The following is a 17422-nucleotide window of genomic DNA, read 5'->3' as shown; positions in this document are numbered from 1 at the left end:
TCTACAGGAACCTCGAGACGTGGACGGTGCGGTCGAGCACGGCGATGGTCACCACGCTCACGAGCAGCAGCAGCGTCGAGACGGCGGCGACCGTCGGCTCGAGCTGGACCTGCACCGCGGAGTAGATGCGGACGGGGACGGTGGCCTCGCCGGCGCCCGCGACGAGCACGGACACCGCGACCTCGCCGAGCGAGATGACCGCGCCGAGGAACGCCCCGGCCACGATGCCCGGCCGCAGCAGCGGGACGGTGACCGTGAGGAACGTGCGCAGCGGCGACGCGCCGAGGGAGCGCGCGGCGCGCGACAGCGCGGGGTCGAGCGCCGCGGCGCTCACCGCGACGACGCGCACGCAGAACGGGAACGTCACGACGAGGTGCGCCAGCCACAGGCCGGTGGCCGAGCCCACCGTCCCGGTGCGCTGGAGCTGGTAGAGCAGCGCGAGCCCGACCATCACGCCGGGCACCGCCATCGGCGACAGGAACAGCAGGCCGAGAGCGCGCCGTCCGGGGAACGTGCCCGCTCCGACGGCGTAGCCGCCGAGGGTGCCGAGGATCACCACCACCGGCACGACCAGGAGCACCAGGGTCAGCGAGTAGCCGAGCGAGTCGAGCCACTGCGGGGAGCCGAACACCTCGCCGTACCAGCGCAGCGAGAACCCGGACGGCGGGAACCGGAAGTTGTTCTCGGCGTTGAACGAGCTCAGCGCCACGACGGCGAGCGGGAGCAGCAGGAACGCGCAGACGAGGACGACGGGCACGAGGCTCAGCGCGCGGCGGGCGCGGGCGCCGCGGCCGGCGGCGCGGGGGAGGCGACGGTCAGCCACGACGACCCCTCTCGGCGAGGCGGCCGAGGAGGCCGACGAGCCCGCAGACGACGAGCGTCACCGCGAGCAGCACGAAGCTGAGCGCGGCGGCGCGGGGCTGGTCGAACGCCACCATCGCCTCCGTCTGGATGCGCAGGCCGGCGAGCGACTGGTTCGCCCCGCCCACCATGAGCGGCGTGACGTACACGCCCATGCTCAGCGAGAACACGATGACGGTGGCCGCCACGACGCCCGGCGTGGCCAGCGGCAGCACGACGGACCGGAACGTGCGCAGCCCCGACGCGCCGAGGTCTGCGGACGCCTGCAGCAGGCGGGGGTCGATCGCGCCGAGCGAGGCGGACAGCGCGAGCACGGCGAACGGCAGCAGCACGTGCACGACGGCGAGGAACACCGTCCACGGCGAGCGCAGCAGCGGCAGCGACTCGTCGATCAGGCCGAGCGACTGGAGCAGCACGTTCACCGGCCCCTCGCCGGCCATGACGACCCGCCAGCCGAAGGACCGCACGACCTCGCTCGTGAGCAGCGGGGAGAGGGTGACGACGAAGACGAGGCTCTTGCCGACGGGCGACGTCGAGCGCGCGAGGTACCAGGCGACGGGGAACGCCAGGATCAGGCAGGCGGCGCACACCCGGACCGCGAGCCACAGGCTCTCCACGACCGAGCCCCACAGGTAGGGCGTGGAGAAGACCTCGGCGTACTGCGCGCCGGTGATGCCGGGCAGCACGTTGTTCATCGCGTCCGTCGGGCGCAGGCTCAGCACGAGCAGGCCGGCGAGCGGCACCAGGAAGGCGACCACCACGAACAGGGTGGGCACGATCGCGGCGACGTGGCCGCGCAGGTCGCGCGGGCGGCGGGTACGGCGGGTCCCGGCCGCGCGGGGCGGCGCGGCCGACGCGGCGGGGGCGGGGGCGGCGAGCGTCACGTCAAGCCGCCCCGAGCGGCAGCAGGGCGTCGTCCGACCAGGTGACCCCCACGGCCTCGTCCTCGGCGAACCGCCGCGACGCGCCCGCGGGGCTGGCGAGCAGGTCGGTGCCGTCCGCGGTGCGCAGGCGGTACTCGTACCGCTCGCCGGCGAACCCGACCGACAGCACGGTGGCCGGCGCGGCGTCGCCGCCCGGCTCCACGAGCCGCACGTGCTCGGGGCGCAGCGCGACCGTGGCGCCGGCGTCGTCGGGCGCCGGCCGGCCGAGCACCGTGCGGCCGCCGTCGGCGTCGCGCACCGCCAGCAGGTTGGCGGCCCCCACGAAGTCCGCCGCGAAGCGGGTGCGCGGGGCGCGGTACAGCTCCTCCGGGGTGCCGAGCTGCTCGAGACCGCCGTGCGCGAGCAGCGCGACGCGGTCGGACAGCGCGAGCGCCTCCGCCTGGTCGTGCGTGACGAAGACGGTCGTCGTGCCCACCTCGCGCTGCAGCTCGCGCAGCTCGTGCCGCATCTGGCGGCGCAGCTTGGCGTCGAGGTTCGACAGCGGCTCGTCGAGCAGGAGCACCCGCGGCCGCGTGACCAGCGCCCGCGCGATCGCCACGCGCTGCTGCTGCCCGCCCGAGAGCTGCTGCGGGTAGCGGCCCGCGAACTCCTCGAGGTCGACGAGCCGCAGCGCGTCGGCGACGCGGGCGGCCCGCTCGTCGCGCGGCACGCGCCGCGTGCGCAGCCCGTACTCGAGGTTGCGCCGCACCGTCATGTGCGGGAACAGGGCGTAGCTCTGGAACACCAGCCCCGTCTCGCGGCGGTTCGGGGCGACGTGCGTGACGTCGTCCCCGTCGATCGCGACCGTCCCGGTGGTCGGCGCGACGAACCCGGCGAGCACGCCGAGCAGGGTCGACTTGCCGCAGCCCGACGGGCCGAGGACGGACACGAACTCGCCCGCCTCGATCGTCAGCTCGTCCAGCTCGAGCACCGGCGGGCCGCCGTAGCCGACGCTGAGCCCGCGGATCTCCACCCGTCCCTGCGTCGTCGTCGTGGATGCCGGGGTCGTCGTCGCCGTCATCAGCCGAAGATCTCCTGCCAGCGCGCCTGCAGGTCGGGCAGCTGCGGGGTGATCGCTTCGTAGTCGACCCACACGAAGTCGTCGTAGGCGCCGGGCCCGCTGGTGATCTGCTCGTCGAACTGCTCGGTGTACGTGTTCTCGTCGTTGGACGCGGCGTACCAGGTGCCCTCGGAGAACACGGGCTGGTAGTCGCTCGAGGCCACGTAGTCGAGGAACGTGTACGCGAGCTCCTCCTCCTCGGTGCCCTCCGTGACGAAGAGCGACGTCAGCGCGCCGACGGAGCCGGACTCGGGGTAGGCGAAGCCGATCGGCTCGCCCGCGTTCTGCTGGACGAACGCCCGGCCGTCCCAGTGCGCGGCGATCCACGCGTCGCCGTTCGCGAGCGCGGTCTCGACGCTCGTGCCGTCGGCGGGGAACGCCGACGCGCAGTCCTTGAGCGTCTGCAGCTGCTCGAACGCGGCGTCGACGTCGGCCGGGTCGGTGATGGACCCGCCCGCCTCGTTGATCAGGCCCGCGACGAACTCGATGCCCGTGTTGAACGTCAGCGGCGAGACGGCGACGTGGCCGCAGTACTTCGGGTCGAGCAGGTCGGACCAGTCGGTGGGCGCCTCGTCGACCTTGTCGGTGCGGTAGGCGATGCCGGTGGAGCCGACCGTCAGGGGGACGCCGTACTGCGTGCCGTCGACGTCGCTCTGCTCGGCGAGCACGGTGTTGAGCTGGTCGAACTCGGCGATGCGGTCCGTGTCCAGCGGGGCGACGACCCCGGCCGAGACGGCGCTCGGGACGACGTTGGGCGTGAACGCGACGACGTCGTAGGCGGGGGTGCCGCCCTTCGACGAGCGCAGCGCCGTGAGCCAGTCCGCGGGCCCGCCGGGCACCAGCTCGACGGTCGCGCCGGTCTCCTCCTCGAACGGGTCGACGAACGCCTGGGTGAAGGACTCGCCCCAGGAGCCGGCGTAGACGGCGACCTTGAGGGTGCGGCCCGACAGGTCGCCGGACGCGGCGTCGCCCCCGCCGTCGCCGGACGAGCACGCGGCCAGCCCGCCGGTGAGCGCGAGCACGGTCGTCACGGCGAGCGTGCGGGTCAGGGGCCGGGCGGCCCGGCGCGTGGTGCGGTGGGTCATCGCAGTCTCGTTCCTTCGGGTGCGGCGCCGGCAGGGTCGCCGGCGTGGTGGGGCGGGAGGCGTCGTTCCCAGGCGTGGTGCCGTTCCAGGACGCGGCCGAGGCGCAGCAGCAGACCCTCCCCGCCCTGCGGGGCGAGGAGCTGGGTGCCGAGCGGGAGGCCGTCGTCGTCGAGGTGGGTGGGCAGGGTGAGCGCGGGGACGCCGATCATGCTGGGGACGGTGGTGAAGGCGAGCGTGCGCTCGTAGACGACCGCGTCGCGGGCCGGGGCGTGCCGCTGCAGCTCGTCCAGGACGACGCCGACGCGCGGCACGCGGGTCGCGGTGGTGGGCGTGACCACCACGTCGACGTCGCGGAACAGGTCCGCGGTGACCTCGCGGGCGAGCGCGCGGACCCGCACGGCAGCGCGGACGTAGTCGGCGGCGCCGAGGGCGTCCGCCTGCGCCATGACGCGGTGGATGTAGGGCTGCAGACGCTCGGGGCGGTCGAGCGGGACCTGCCGCAGCCACGCGGGGATGACGACGGAGGGGTAGAGCTCCATGAGCTCCGCGCCCTCGTCGGTCGCGCCCAGCCCGACGACGGTGTGGCCCGCGGCGCGCAGCACCGCCGCGGTGTCCTCGGCCGCGGCGACGCACGCGGCGTCCACCGCGATCCGCGCGTCCCACGAGCGCGTCAGCACCCCGACCCGGAGCGGCGCGGGCGCGCGCTCGAGGTCGGCGAGGTAGTCCGGGGCGGCGGTCGCGGTGCGCGTCCAGGCGAGCGGGTCGGGGGCGGCGAGGTGCCCGACGACGGCGGCGGTGTCGCGCACCGTGCGCGTGACGACCCCCTCGGTCGCGCCGCCCTCCCAGCCCTGCACGCGCTGGGGCAGCAGCCCGCGGCCGGGCTTGAGGCCGACGACGCCGCAGAACGCCGCGGGGATCCGCAGCGACCCGCCCCCGTCGCTCGCCAGGGCGGCGGGCACGATGCCGGCGGCGACGGCCGCGGCCGACCCGCCGCTCGACCCGCCGGGCGACCGGTCGAGGTCCCACGGGTTGTGGGTGGTGCCCGAGCGCGGGCTCTCGCACGACGTCGTCATGGCCAGCTCGGGGGTGGCCGCCCGACCGACCTGGACGAAGCCCGCGGCGAACGCGGCGGCGGGCAGCAGGTCGGTGGTCGTGGCCGGGGTCTCGTCGACGGCGAGGGAGCCGCGGGTCCAGGGCTGGCCGGCGACGGCGAACGTGTCCTTCACGGTGACCGGGACGCCGGCGAACGGGGGGAGCGGGGCGCCGGCGGCGCGCGCGCCGTCGACGGCATCGGCCGCCGCGAGGGTCGCGGCGTCGTCGCGCCACACGAGCGACCGCACGGCCGGGTCCACGGCGTCCGCGCGGGCGAGGGCGCGCTCGGCGACCGAGCGCGCGCTCTCCCGGCCGGAGCGGATCCGGTCGGCCGTGTCCATCACCGACATATGTGATGGAAGATTCGTGGTCACGGGGAGACGTTAAACCATGGCAGGGCGATCGACTCAAGCCCGGTGCCGTCAGCGTCCGCCAGATGAGACCGGCGGGGCGGGAGAGCGCCAGCGGTCGAGCGAGCCTTGCCCCACCTGATATATATCTGGATGAAATAGCGCCCCGTCGCCGCGGGGTGCGCTGGCCACGACGGGCGAGGAGCGATGACGACCACAGGACCCGACGCCGGACCCGACGCCCCGGGCCTGCCCGCCGACCTCGTCGCCGAGGTGCGCGGGCTGTCCGGCCCCGCGCTGGCCGAGCGGCTGACCGGCTGGATCGAGGAGGGCGTGCTCGCGCCCGGCAGCCGGCTGCCCACGATCGAGGAGCTCGCCACCGCCGCGGGCCTCGGGCGGTCCACGGTGGCGGGCACCTGGTCCCTGCTCGTCGACCGCGGCCTCGTCCGCACGCGGCGCCGGGGCGGCACGTTCGTCGTGGGCCCGGTCGCGGCCCCGGGGTGGCCGCGGGCCGGGCGGGCGCCGGAGTTCGCCGGCTGGTCGTCGGTGGACCTCGCCTCCGCGCACCCCACCACCGACCGCCTACCCGACCTGCTCGAGGCGTTCGCGCACAGCCTGCGCGAGCCGCAGACGAACTCGCTGCGGCGGGAGGCGATCTCGCCCGCCCTGCTGGAGGCGGTGCGGGGGGACTGGCCGTTCGAGGCGGCCGAGTGGGTCACGGTGAGCGGCGCCGGCGAGGCCACGCTGCTCACCGCGGAGGCCGCCACACCCCCCGGCGGGGCGATCGCGGTCCAGGAGCCGGCCGTGTCCGGGACGATCGGCAACCTCCGGTCGGTCGGGTTCGACGTCCTGGGGGTCGCGTCCGACGCGTCCGGCCCGCTGCCCGACGCGCTGGAACGGGCGCTGGTCGCGGGGGCGCGCACGGTCGTCTACCAGCCCGGGGGCGAGTTCTCCCTCGCCGGCGGCGTGACCCCGCGGCGGCTCGCGGAGCTGGCCGACGTGATCCGCGCCCACGCCCCCGACGCCTGGGTGCTGGAGGAGGACGTGCTCGGCCCGCTGGCCCCGGTGCGCCCGCTCAGCCTCGGCGAGCTGCTGCCCGGCCGCGTGGTCCGCGTGACCTCCTTCTGCCGGGCGTTCGGCCTCGACCTGCGGACCACGGTGGTGGGCGGGGCCCGCGACGTCGTGCTCGGGGTCCGCCGCCTGCGCAGCCACGGCATCCTCGCGCAGAGCCGCATCCTGCAGAACGCGCTCGCGCACCTGCTGACCACCCCGAGCGTCGGGGAGCTGGTCGCGGACTCGGGCCGCTGGTACGCCGCGCGCGCCGCCGACCTGGCGGCCGCTCTGGGCCGTCACGACGTGCCGACCGCGGTGCCGCCGGGCGGCCTCGTCGTCTGGCTGCGCGCCGAGAACGAGGACGAGGCCCTCGCGGAGCTGGGCGCCCGCGGGATCGTCCTCACGCCGTCGTCGCGCACGTTCGTCGCCCCGCCCCGGCCCGCCTGGTTGCGCGTGGCCACGCCCCAGCTGCCGGCAGACCCCGAGCGGGTCGAGGAGCTGGCCGACGTGCTCGCGAGCGCCGCCCGGGGCGCGCTGCTCGCCGGCTGACCACGCCGGCACGGCACGGCCCGGCACAGCACCGCACAGCACGGCACGGGTGGGCCGGTCCGGCGACGACGCTGGTCGTGGGCTCGGAGACCCTCCGCGATGTCTTGCTGCAAGATTGCAGCAACGGTACAGTCGCGGCGGGTCGCGACCCGCGCGCCCGGACGACGAAGGAGTCCTCCCATGCCTCGTGCTGCCCAGGCCCGCGCCGGTCGACGGCGCCCGACCCGTCGCGCGGCGGCATCGCTGACCGCCGTCGCGCTCACCGTCCCCGCGCTGTCCGCCGGACTCGGCGGGCTCGCCCTCACGTCGGCGCCCGCCGCGGGCGCGGCGGACCGCACCGCCACCCTCGTCGGGAGCCTCCAGACCGAGCTCGGCTGCGCCGAGGACTGGGACCCGACCTGCGCGGCGACGGCGCTCGCGCCGGCCGGCGACGGCACGTTCGGCGCCGACGTCGACCTGCCGGCGGGCACGTACGAGTACAAGGTCGCGCTCGACGGCGCCTGGGACGAGTCGTACGGCCGCGAGGGCACCGACGAGAACGCGCCCCTGGTGCTCGGCGGCGACGCGCGCGTGCGGGTCACCTACGACGACACGACGCACCGCGTCGCGCTCACGCCGCTCACGCTGGCGGGCGCCTACGACGACGCGGCGGACGCCGACCTGGTGGCGCCGCCGGTGCGCCAGCCAGGCTCGGACGAGCGGTTCTACTTCGTCATGACCGACCGGTTCGCGAACGGCGACACGTCGAACGACACCGGCGGGATCGACGGCGACCGGCTCGACCACGGCTTCGACCCGACGGACAAGGGCTTCTACCAGGGCGGGGACATCGCCGGACTGCGCGAGCGGCTCGACTACGTCGAGGGCCTGGGCACCACGGCCATCTGGCTCACGCCGTCGTTCCTCAACCGGCCGGTGCAGGGCACGGGCGACGACGCGAGCGCGGGCTACCACGGGTACTGGATCACGGACTTCACGCGGATCGACCCGCACCTGGGCACCAACGACGAGCTGCGCGCCCTGATCGACGAGGCCCACGCGAAGGGCATCAAGGTCTACTTCGACATCATCACCAACCACACGGCCGACGTGATCGACTACGCCGAGGGCGAGTACGGGTACGTCGACCAGGCCACGTCGCCGTACACCGACGCCGCAGGGAACGCCTTCGACCCGGCGGACGTCGCGGGCTCCGCGGACTTCCCGGAGCTGGACGCCGCGACGTCGTTCCCGTACACGCCGGTGGTCGCGGACGAGGACGCCGACGCCAAGGTCCCGGCCTGGCTCAACGACCCGACGCTCTACCACAACCGGGGCAACTCGACGTGGACGGGCGAGTCGGTCACGTACGGCGACTTCGACGGCCTGGACGACCTCATGACCGAGGACCCGCGCGTCGTGGACGGCTTCGTCGACGTCTACTCCGACTGGATCGACCTCGGCATCGACGGCTTCCGCATCGACACGGTCAAGCACGTGAACCCGGAGTTCTGGGAGACGTGGTCGGCCGAGGTCATGGACTACGCGCACGCGCAGGGCAAGGACGACTTCTTCATGTTCGGCGAGGTGTACGACGCCGACGCGGCCAAGACGTCGCCGTACGTGCGCGACACGGACATGAGCTCGGTGCTCGACTTCTCCTTCCAGGCGGCCGCGACCAGCTACGCGAGCGGCAACAGCGCCCGCGGCCTGGCGAGCCTGTTCGCGAGCGACGACCGGTACACGACCCCGACGAGGTCCGCCTCCGCCCTGCCCACCTTCCTCGGCAACCACGACATGGGCCGCGTCGGGTACATGCTCGCGGGCACGGACGAGCCGCTGGCCCGGGACGAGCTGGCCCACGACCTCATGTACCTCACGCGGGGTCAGCCGGTCGTCTACTACGGCGACGAGCAGGGCTTCGCGGGCGCGGGCGGGGACAAGGACGCCCGCCAGACGCTGTTCGCCACGCAGGTCGACGAGTACGCCGACCAGCCGCTCGTCACCGGCGAGCCGGCGGGCAGCACCGACCGGTACGCCACCGACGCGCCCCTCTACTCGCGCATCGCCGACCTGGCCGCGCTGCGGGAGGCGCACCCGGCGCTCGCCACCGGCGCGCAGGTCGAGCGGTACGCCGAGAACGGGGCCGGGGTCTACGCGTTCAGCCGGATCGACCGCGAGGAGAAGGTCGAGCACCTGGTCGCGGTGAACAACGCGGCGCAGGCGAGGAGCGCCACCTTCACCACGCTCACGCCCGGGGCGTCGTACGACGTCCTGTACGGCGGCGGCGAGGCCGTCACCGCGGACGACGCCGGCGAGGTCACGGTGCAGGTGCCCGCCACGTCGGCGGTCGTGCTGCGCGCGGACCGCACGGTGGGTGCGGACTCGGACGGCACGCTCGAGGTCGCGGTCCCCGCGGCCGGCGCGGCGGTCTCGGGCACCGCGGCCGTGGCGGCCGACGTCGACGACGACGCCTGGGCGGAGACGTCCTTCGCCTGGCGCGAGGTCGGCACCGACGAGTGGCACGCGCTCGGCACGGCGGAGGACACGACGCCGCGCGTCTTCCAGGACACGAAGGGCCTGGCCGAGGGCACCCTCGTCGAGTACCGCGCCGTGACGCAGGACGCCGACGGCGACCGCGCGGCCGCCTCGACGTTCGCCTCCGTCGGCGTCGACGTGTCCGGCGTGGTCGGCGACGAGGAGCCCGAGCCCGAGATCGACCTGGTGACCGTGCCGGGCAGCCACAACAGCGAGATGGGCTGCGCCGGCGACTGGACGCCGGACTGCGAGGGCGCCCGCCTCACCGAGCGCCCGGACGGCGTGTGGGCCGGGACGTTCGACCTGCCGGCGGGGGACTACGAGTACAAGGTCGCCGTGAACGGCTCGTGGGACGTCAACTACGGCGCCGGGGGAGTGCGCGACGGCGGCAACGCGACGTACTCGCACGAGGGCGGCGAGGTCACGTTCTACTGGGACCCGGTGAGCCACGACTTCTCGTCCACCGCGCAGGGCCCGGTCGTGACGCTGGCGGGGTCGTTCCAGGACCAGGTGGGGTGCCCGGGATCGTGGGCGCCCGACTGCCTCGCGTCGTGGCTCAAGGACCCCGACGGCGACGGCACGTACACGTGGTCCACGGACGACCTGGCCGCCGGCGCCTACGAGGTCAAGGTGGCGCACGGCCTGAGCTGGGCCGAGAACTACGGCGTGGGCGGTAAGCCCGACGGCGCCAACTACTCCTTCAGCGTGCGCGAGGGTGAGACGGTGGCCTTCTCCTACGACCTCGCCACCCACGTGCTCGAGATCGGCGTGGAGAACCCGCCGCTGCCCGGCACGGGGCAGCAGGCCGCGCACTGGGTCCGCCAGGGCCTGGTGCTCGCGCCCGGCGACCTCGGCTCCGGCGACGACTGGACCCTGTGGACCGCGCCGGAGGGCGGCCTGGCCGTCGCCGACGGCCAGGTCCGCGGGCCGGACGGGGGAGACCTCCCGGAGGGGGCCGCGTCCTACGACCTGGCACCCGCGGGGGACGTGCCCGACGACGTCGCGCGCGACTTCCCGGCGCTCGCCGGCCACACGGCGCTGGCCCCGGTGGGCGACGACGGGAAGCCGCTGGGCCGCGCGGCCGTCGAGAAGCTCCTGACGGGTCAGCTCCTGGTGACCCGGGCGTCGGGCGAGGGCCTGTCGGCGGCGACCGGCGTGCAGGTGCCCGGCGTCCTCGACGACCTGTACAGCGAGCAGGCATCGAAGCGTACGTTCGGCGTTCAGCGGCACCCGAGCGGCAGGTGGGCGTCGTTCGCCCTGTGGGCGCCGACCGCGCGGGACGTGGACCTGCTGGTGTGGCCCGCGGGCCGTGACCTGGGCGAGGACCCCGAGCGGTTCGACGCCGTCCGCGAGCGCGACGGCTCGTGGACCCTCGACGGCAAGCGGGCGGCGAAGAAGCTCGCGTGGGACGGCGCCCGCTACCGGTACGCGGTGACGGTCTACGTGCCGGGCACCGGGAAGGTCGAGACGAACGTCGTCACCGACCCGTACTCCGTGGGCCTCACCCTCGACTCGACGCACTCCGTGGTCGTGGGGCTGGACGACAAGCGCTGGCAGCCGAAGGTCTGGCGCACCACCCGCCAGCCGGTCGTGGAGCGGGCCGTGGACCAGACGATCTACGAGCTGCACGTGCGTGACTTCTCCGTCTCCGACGAGACGGTGCCGGCGAAGGAGCGCGGCACGTACCTCGCGTTCGCGCAGCGGCGCTCGGACGGCATGACGCACCTGCGCGAGCTGGCCGACGCCGGCATGACGACGGTGCACCTGCTGCCGACGTTCGACATCGCGACGATCCCCGAGGACCGCGCGGACCAGGCGGCCACGGGCGACCTGTCCGGGTTCGCTCCCGACGGCGAGGAGCAGCAGGCGGCGGTGGCCGACGTCGCCGCGAGCGACGGCTTCAACTGGGGCTACGACCCGTTCCACTTCTCGGTCCCCGAGGGCTCGTACGCCGTCGACGCCGAGGGGGGCGCGCGCGTGGCCGAGTTCCGCACGATGGTGGGCTCGCTGCACGACGCGGGCCTGCAGGTGGTGCTCGACCAGGTGTTCAACCACACCGCGGCGAGCGGGCAGGACGCGAAGAGCGTGCTCGACCGGGTCGTCCCGGGCTACTACCAGCGGCTGAACCCGACCACGGGGGCGGTCGAGACCAGCACCTGCTGCCAGAACGTGGCCACCGAGCACGCGATGGCGGGCAAGCTCATGGTCGACTCGGTGGTCACGTGGGCCCGCGACTACAAGGTGGACGGCTTCCGTTTCGACCTCATGGGCCACCACTCGAGGGACAACATGCTCGCCGTGCGCGAGGCCCTCGACGGCCTCACGCCGCGCAAGGACGGCGTCGACGGGTCCGCCGTCTACCTGTACGGCGAGGGCTGGAACTTCGGCGAGGTCGCGGACAACGCCCTGTTCACGCAGGCCACGCAGGGGCAGCTCGGCGGCACCGGCATCGGCACGTTCAGCGACCGGCTGCGCGACGCCGTGCACGGCGGGTCGCCGGTGGACGCCGCGTCGCGGTTCACGCAGGGCTTCGGCACGGGGCTGTTCACCGACCCGAACGGACGCGAGGCCAGCGAGGGGGACACCGGCAGCGTCAACGACGGCTCCGCCGACGAGCGCGCGGACCTCGGCCACCAGAGCGACCTGGTGCGCCTCGGCCTCGCGGGCAACCTGCGGGACTTCGCGTTCCGGGCCTCGGACGACGGCGCCGGCGAGACGACGCGGGGCGAGGAGCTCGACTACCGCGGCGCGCCCGCGGGGTACGCGGACTCGCCGGAGGAGGTCGTCACGTACGTCGACGCGCACGACAACGAGACCCTGTTCGACCTGCTGACGCTGAAGCTGCCGCAGGACACCGCGATGGCGGACCGGGTCCGGATGAACACCGTGTCGCTCGCGACGACGGCGCTCGCCCAGACCCCGTCGTTCTGGCACGCGGGCACGGACCTGCTGCGTTCGAAGTCGCTGGACCGCAACTCCTACGACTCGGGCGACTGGTTCAACGCGATCGACTGGTCGGGGCGGGACAACGGCTTCGGTCGCGGCCTGCCTCCGGCGGCGGACAACGCCGACGCATGGCCGGTGATGGCGCCGCTCCTGGCGGACCCGTCGCTCAAGCCCGCGCCGTCGGACATCGCGGCGGCCTCGGGGGCGGCGCGCGAGCTGCTCGAGCTGCGCTCGTCGACCCGGCTCCTCCGGCTCGGCAGCGCCGCGGCGATCGAGCAGAAGGTGTCGTTCCCGGGCGCGGGTCCGGACGCGACGCCCGGCGTCGTCGCGATGGCGGTGGACGACACCGTGGGTCGGGACGCGGACCGTCGCCTCGACGGTCTGCTGACGGTGTTCAACGCGTCGCCGGAGCCCGTGACGCTCGAGCTGTCCGAGCTGCGCGGCCGGGACTTCCGGCTCTCGGGCGTGCAGCGCTCGGGGAGCGACGCCGTCGTCAAGCGCACCCGGTGGGACGCGCGCACGGGCACGGTCACCGTGCCCGCCCGGACCGTGGCGGTGCTGGAGGACCCGCAGCGCTGACCGACGCACGCCCTCGCCGTCGTGTTCGTCGTTGTGTTCGACGTACGAACTGACCGCCGAGGGTCCGCCATCTCGAGGGCCACGGGACGGAACGCCGTCCCGTGGCCCTCGTCGCGCTGTCAGGGCTCGGGCGGAGGGCCGTGACGCGATCGTTATCGCTTTCCACCCGCCGAGGCTTTGACTTCGGAACTCGAACGCAGCAGTCTGTACCGCGGACCGGCTCGGCCGTCCGGGGGAGACCTCGGCGTCCGGGCGCCGGCGGCGACGGTCGCTGCCGGGGGACACTCGACGACGAGAAGGAGCGCGAGGATGCGACTCGCCAAGACGATGGGCGCGGTGGCCGCCGGTGCGGCGCTGACGCTGGGACTCGCCGCGTGCGGCGGCTCCGGGGCCGGCGGCGGCGGCGGTGCGGACGGCGCCGCGGGGAACGGCGACGACGACGTGAAGATCGGCGTCGCGATGCCGACGCAGACCTACGAGCGCTGGATCCAGGACGGCAACAACGTCAAGAAGGGCCTGGAGGACCTCGGCTACTCCGTGGACCTGCAGTTCGCCAACGACGACATCCCGACCCAGACGCAGCAGATCGACTCGATGATCACCGAGGGCGTCGACGTCCTCGTCATCGCCTCGATCGACGGCACCGCGCTGACCAGCCAGCTCGACGCGGCCGCCGCGGCGAACATCCCGGTCATCGCGTACGACCGCCTGATCCGCGACAGCGAGAACGTCGACTTCTACACGACGTTCGACAACGAGGCGGTCGGCGTGGCGCAGGCCAACGCCCTGCTGCGCGGCCTCGGCTACCTCGACGCCGACGGCAAGGAGACCGGCGAGAAGGGCCCGTACAACATCGAGCTCTTCGCCGGCTCGCCGGACGACAACAACGCCGGGTTCTTCTTCGACGGCGCGATGTCGGTGCTGCAGCCGCTCATCGACGACGGCACGATCGTCGTCCCGTCCGGCCAGACCGACTTCGGCCAGGTCACGACGCAGCGCTGGGAGCTGGAGACGGCCCAGAAGCGCATGGAGGACCTGCTCACCTCGACGTACCAGGGCGGCGAGAAGCTGGACGGCGTGCTCGCGCCGGCCGACGTGCTCTCCCGCGGCATCATCAACGCGCTCCAGAGCGCGGGCATGGGGCCGACCCTCGAGGAGGGCCTGCCGGTCGTCACCGGTCAGGACGCCGAGATCGCCAACATCAAGCTCATCGACGACGGCGTCCAGTCCTCGACGATCTTCAAGGACACGCGCCTCCTCGCCGAGCAGGCGGTCAAGGCCACCGAGTCCTTCGTGAAGGGCGAGGAGCCCGAGGCGAACGACACCGAGACGTACGACAACGGCGTCAAGGTCGTGCCGTCGTACCTGCTCGAGGTCCAGACGGTGTTCAAGGACGACATCCAGCCCGTGCTGATCGACGCCGGCTACTACACCGCCGACGAGGTCAAGGCCGGTCAGGCGGACGACTGATCCGCAGGTCATGACCCGCACGGGCGGGCCCGCCCGTCGCCGCTCCCGCTCCGGGACGGACGACGGGTGGGCCCGCCCCCGGGGCCGCCGCGGACCTGTCCGGCGGCGGCGCACCCCACCGAAGGAGGGACGAGAGCGCAGATGAGCACGATCCTGGAGATGCGCTCCATCACCAAGGAGTTCCCCGGCGTCAAGGCGCTGTCGGACGTCACGCTGACGGTCGAGCAGGGCGAGATCCACGCCATCTGCGGCGAGAACGGCGCCGGGAAGTCCACGCTCATGAAGGTGCTGTCGGGCGTCTACCCGCACGGCACCTACGACGGCGAGATCGTCCTGGACGGGACGCCCGCGGAGTTCGGGTCGATCAACGACTCCGAGGACCGCGGCATCGTCATCATCCACCAGGAGCTCGCCCTGGTCCCGTACCTGTCCGTCGCCGAGAACATCTTCCTCGGCAACGAGACCCGGGGCCGGTTCGGGATGATCGACTGGAACGCGGCGAACCGGAAGGCCCACGCCCTGCTCGAGCGGGTGGGCCTCGACGAGAACCCGACGACGCCCGTCAGCCAGCTCGGCGTCGGCAAGCAGCAGCTCATCGAGATCGCCAAGGCGCTCTCCAAGGAGGTCAAGCTGCTGATCCTCGACGAGCCGACCGCTGCGCTCAACGACGACGACTCCGAGCACCTGCTCGAGCTGCTGCGCCAGCTCAAGGCGCACGGCATCACGTCGATCATCATCTCCCACAAGCTCAACGAGATCGAGGAGATCGCCGACCGCACGACGATCATCCGCGACGGCCGGACCATCGAGACCCTCGACATGTCCGAGCCGGGCTCCACCCAGGACCGCATCATCCGCGGCATGGTGGGCCGAGACCTCGAGCACCGTTACCCCGAGCGGGCGTCCGTCGTCGGCGACGAGGTGCTCCGTGTGGAGCACTGGAACGTCGACCACCCCACGCAGATCGGTCGGCAGATCATCGTCGACGCGTCGTTCAACGTGCACGCCGGTGAGGTCGTCGGGATCGCCGGCCTCATGGGTGCCGGGCGCACCGAGCTCGCGATGAGCATCTTCGGCCGCACCTACGGGCGCAACATCCGCGGCGAGATCTTCAAGGACGGCAAGCCGATCCAGGTCCGCAACGTGTCCGAGGCGATCGGGCACAACCTCGCGTACGCGACCGAGGACCGCAAGCACTACGGCCTGAACCTCATCGACGACATCCGGCACAACATCTCCGCGGCGGGCCTGCCCAAGCTCGCCCCGCGTGGCTGGGTCAACGGCAACGAGGAGCTCCGGGTCGCCGAGGACTACCGCGGCTCCCTCAACATCAAGACGCCCAACGTCCTGGTCGACGTCGGCAAGCTCTCCGGCGGCAACCAGCAGAAGGTCGTGCTGTCCAAGTGGCTGTACACCGACCCCGACGTGCTCATCCTCGACGAGCCCACCCGAGGGATCGACGTCGGCGCCAAGTTCGAGATCTACACGATCATCAACAAGATGGTCGCGGCGGGGAAGGCGGTCGTCGTCATCTCCTCCGAGCTCCCCGAGCTGCTCGGCATCTGCGACCGTGTGTACACCCTCGCCTTCGGTCGGATCACCGGTGAGCTCCCCGTCGCCGAGGCGACGCAGGAGCGCCTCATGGAGCTCATGACGATCGAGCGCGACCAGCCCCTGCCCACGAAGGAAACCGCCTCATGAACGCCATCGACTCGGTCCGGGACATCCTGACCCGGAACATGCGCCAGAGCGGCATCGTCATCGCCTTCCTGGCGATCGTCGTGCTCTTCGCCGCCCTGAACCCGAACTTCCTCTCGCCCACGAACCTGACGAACATCGTCCTGCAGTACTCGTACATCCTGATCCTCGCGATCGGGATGGTGATGATCATCGTGGCGGGGCAGATCGACCTGTCCGTCGGCTCGGTGGTGGCCCTGACCGGGGCCGTCAGCGCCGTCGTCGTCGTGCGGCAGGGCCTGCCCTGGTACGTCGGCGTGCTGGCCGCCCTCCTCGTCGGCCTCCTCGTCGGCATCTGGCAGGGCTTCTGGGTGGCGTACGTCGGGATCCCCGGCTTCATCGTGACCCTGGCGGGCATGCTCCTGTTCCGCGGCCTGACGTTCCTCGTGCTGGACAACAAGTCGCTGTCGCCGTTCGGCGGCACCTACTACGACATCGCCAACGGGTTCCTCAACGGCCTGCTCGGCGGCAACGGGTTCGACGTCTTCACGCTCGTCATCTTCGGCATCGCCGTGGTCGGGTTCGGCGTCAGCCAGTGGCGCACCCGCCAGGGCAAGATCGCCTACCAGCAGACGGTCGAGTCGATGCCGCTGTTCGTGGTCAAGCTCGTGGCGGTGGCGGCCGTGGTGATGTGGTTCGGCTACCAGCTGTCGATCTCGCGCGGCCTGCCGATCGTGCTCATCATCCTCGCGGTGCTGATCATCGCCTACACGCTCGTCACGCAGAAGTCGGTCTTCGGCCGGCACGTCTACGCCGTGGGCGGCAACCGGCACGCGGCCGAGCTGTCCGGCGTCAAGGTCCGGAAGGTCAACTTCTGGATCTTCGTGAACATGGGTGTCCTGGCCTCGGTGGCCGGCGTGGTCTACTCCTCGCGCATGAACGGCGCCCAGCCGGGCGCGGGCAACATGTTCGAGCTCGACGCGATCGCCGCGTGCTTCATCGGTGGCGCGTCGACCACCGGCGGCGTCGGCCGGGTGGGCGGCGCCATGATCGGTGGCCTGATCATGGCCGTCATGTCCAACGGCATGCAGCTGATGGGCGTGCCGCAGTCGATGCAGCAGGTCGTCAAGGGCCTGGTGCTGCTGCTCGCGGTCGCGTTCGACATCTACAACAAGCGTCGCGCCTCGGTGCTGCGCTGACCTGGGGGTCCGGCCGGGGCCGGACCATCCCGCCTCGACGCGCGGGGCGGCGGACGACCGC

Annotated in this window: 10 protein-coding genes; 5 read left to right on the top strand and 5 right to left on the bottom strand. The window is 73.1% G+C overall.

Annotation, left to right across the window (positions count from 1 at the left end):
* Position 1: 1 nt before the first annotated feature.
* From ACFQ8Y_RS21535 to ACFQ8Y_RS21515, 5 genes are read right to left on the bottom strand one after another with little or no spacing between them, the layout of a single operon-like run.
* Entirely contained in the window at positions 2-823 is an 822-nt protein-coding gene (locus ACFQ8Y_RS21535) for an ABC transporter permease (protein ID WP_430586687.1), read from the bottom strand.
* Positions 816-1745: an ABC transporter permease gene (locus ACFQ8Y_RS21530; protein ID WP_430552533.1), complete on the bottom strand. Its 930-nt coding sequence runs from the start codon at positions 1743-1745 to the stop codon at positions 816-818. The genes ACFQ8Y_RS21535 and ACFQ8Y_RS21530 overlap by 8 nt, the downstream gene beginning before the upstream one ends.
* A 1-nt stretch (position 1746) precedes the next feature.
* Positions 1747-2805: an ABC transporter ATP-binding protein gene (locus ACFQ8Y_RS21525; protein WP_430552532.1), complete on the bottom strand. Its 1059-nt coding sequence runs from the start codon at positions 2803-2805 to the stop codon at positions 1747-1749.
* Positions 2805-3929, bottom strand: coding sequence for a PotD/PotF family extracellular solute-binding protein (locus tag ACFQ8Y_RS21520; protein ID WP_430552531.1), 1125 nt, complete (start codon positions 3927-3929; stop codon positions 2805-2807). Before ACFQ8Y_RS21520 ends, ACFQ8Y_RS21525 begins: the two co-directional genes overlap by 1 nt.
* Positions 3926-5395 (bottom strand): amidase, encoded by a 1470-nt coding sequence (locus tag ACFQ8Y_RS21515; protein ID WP_430586686.1) that lies wholly within the window; start codon positions 5393-5395, stop codon positions 3926-3928. The genes ACFQ8Y_RS21520 and ACFQ8Y_RS21515 overlap by 4 nt, the downstream gene beginning before the upstream one ends.
* A 183-nt stretch (positions 5396-5578) precedes the next feature.
* On the opposite strand from ACFQ8Y_RS21515, the gene ACFQ8Y_RS21510 reads away from it, so the two are divergent.
* The 5 genes from ACFQ8Y_RS21510 (at position 5579) to mmsB (ending at position 17361) form a co-directional block, all read left to right on the top strand.
* Positions 5579-6973 carry an aminotransferase class I/II-fold pyridoxal phosphate-dependent enzyme gene (locus tag ACFQ8Y_RS21510; RefSeq protein ID WP_430586685.1) on the top strand — a complete coding sequence of 465 codons (1395 nt, stop codon included), beginning with the start codon at positions 5579-5581 and terminating at the stop codon, positions 6971-6973.
* A gap of 180 nt (positions 6974-7153) precedes the next feature.
* Entirely contained in the window at positions 7154-13015 is a 5862-nt protein-coding gene (gene pulA / locus ACFQ8Y_RS21505) for a pullulanase-type alpha-1,6-glucosidase (protein WP_430586684.1), read from the top strand.
* A 309-nt stretch (positions 13016-13324) separates the two neighbouring features.
* A complete protein-coding gene (gene chvE / locus ACFQ8Y_RS21500; RefSeq protein WP_430552527.1) occupies positions 13325-14485 on the top strand; it encodes a multiple monosaccharide ABC transporter substrate-binding protein in 1161 nt (386 codons plus the stop codon).
* Positions 14486-14626: 141 nt separating this feature from the next.
* Positions 14627-16186, top strand: a complete 1560-nt coding sequence (gene mmsA / locus ACFQ8Y_RS21495) for a multiple monosaccharide ABC transporter ATP-binding protein (RefSeq protein ID WP_430552526.1) — start codon at positions 14627-14629, stop codon at positions 16184-16186.
* Entirely contained in the window at positions 16183-17361 is a 1179-nt protein-coding gene (mmsB, locus tag ACFQ8Y_RS21490; protein WP_430552525.1) for a multiple monosaccharide ABC transporter permease, read from the top strand. Before mmsA ends, mmsB begins: the two co-directional genes overlap by 4 nt.
* Positions 17362-17422: the final 61 nt, after the last annotated feature.

The sequence above is a fragment of the Isoptericola sp. NPDC056605 genome (genome assembly GCF_042792795.1).
Taxonomy (GTDB): Bacteria; Actinomycetota; Actinomycetes; order Actinomycetales; family Cellulomonadaceae; genus Isoptericola.
Note: the sequence above shows the minus strand (reverse complement) of the source record. Positions and strands in the feature narration are given on the sequence as shown.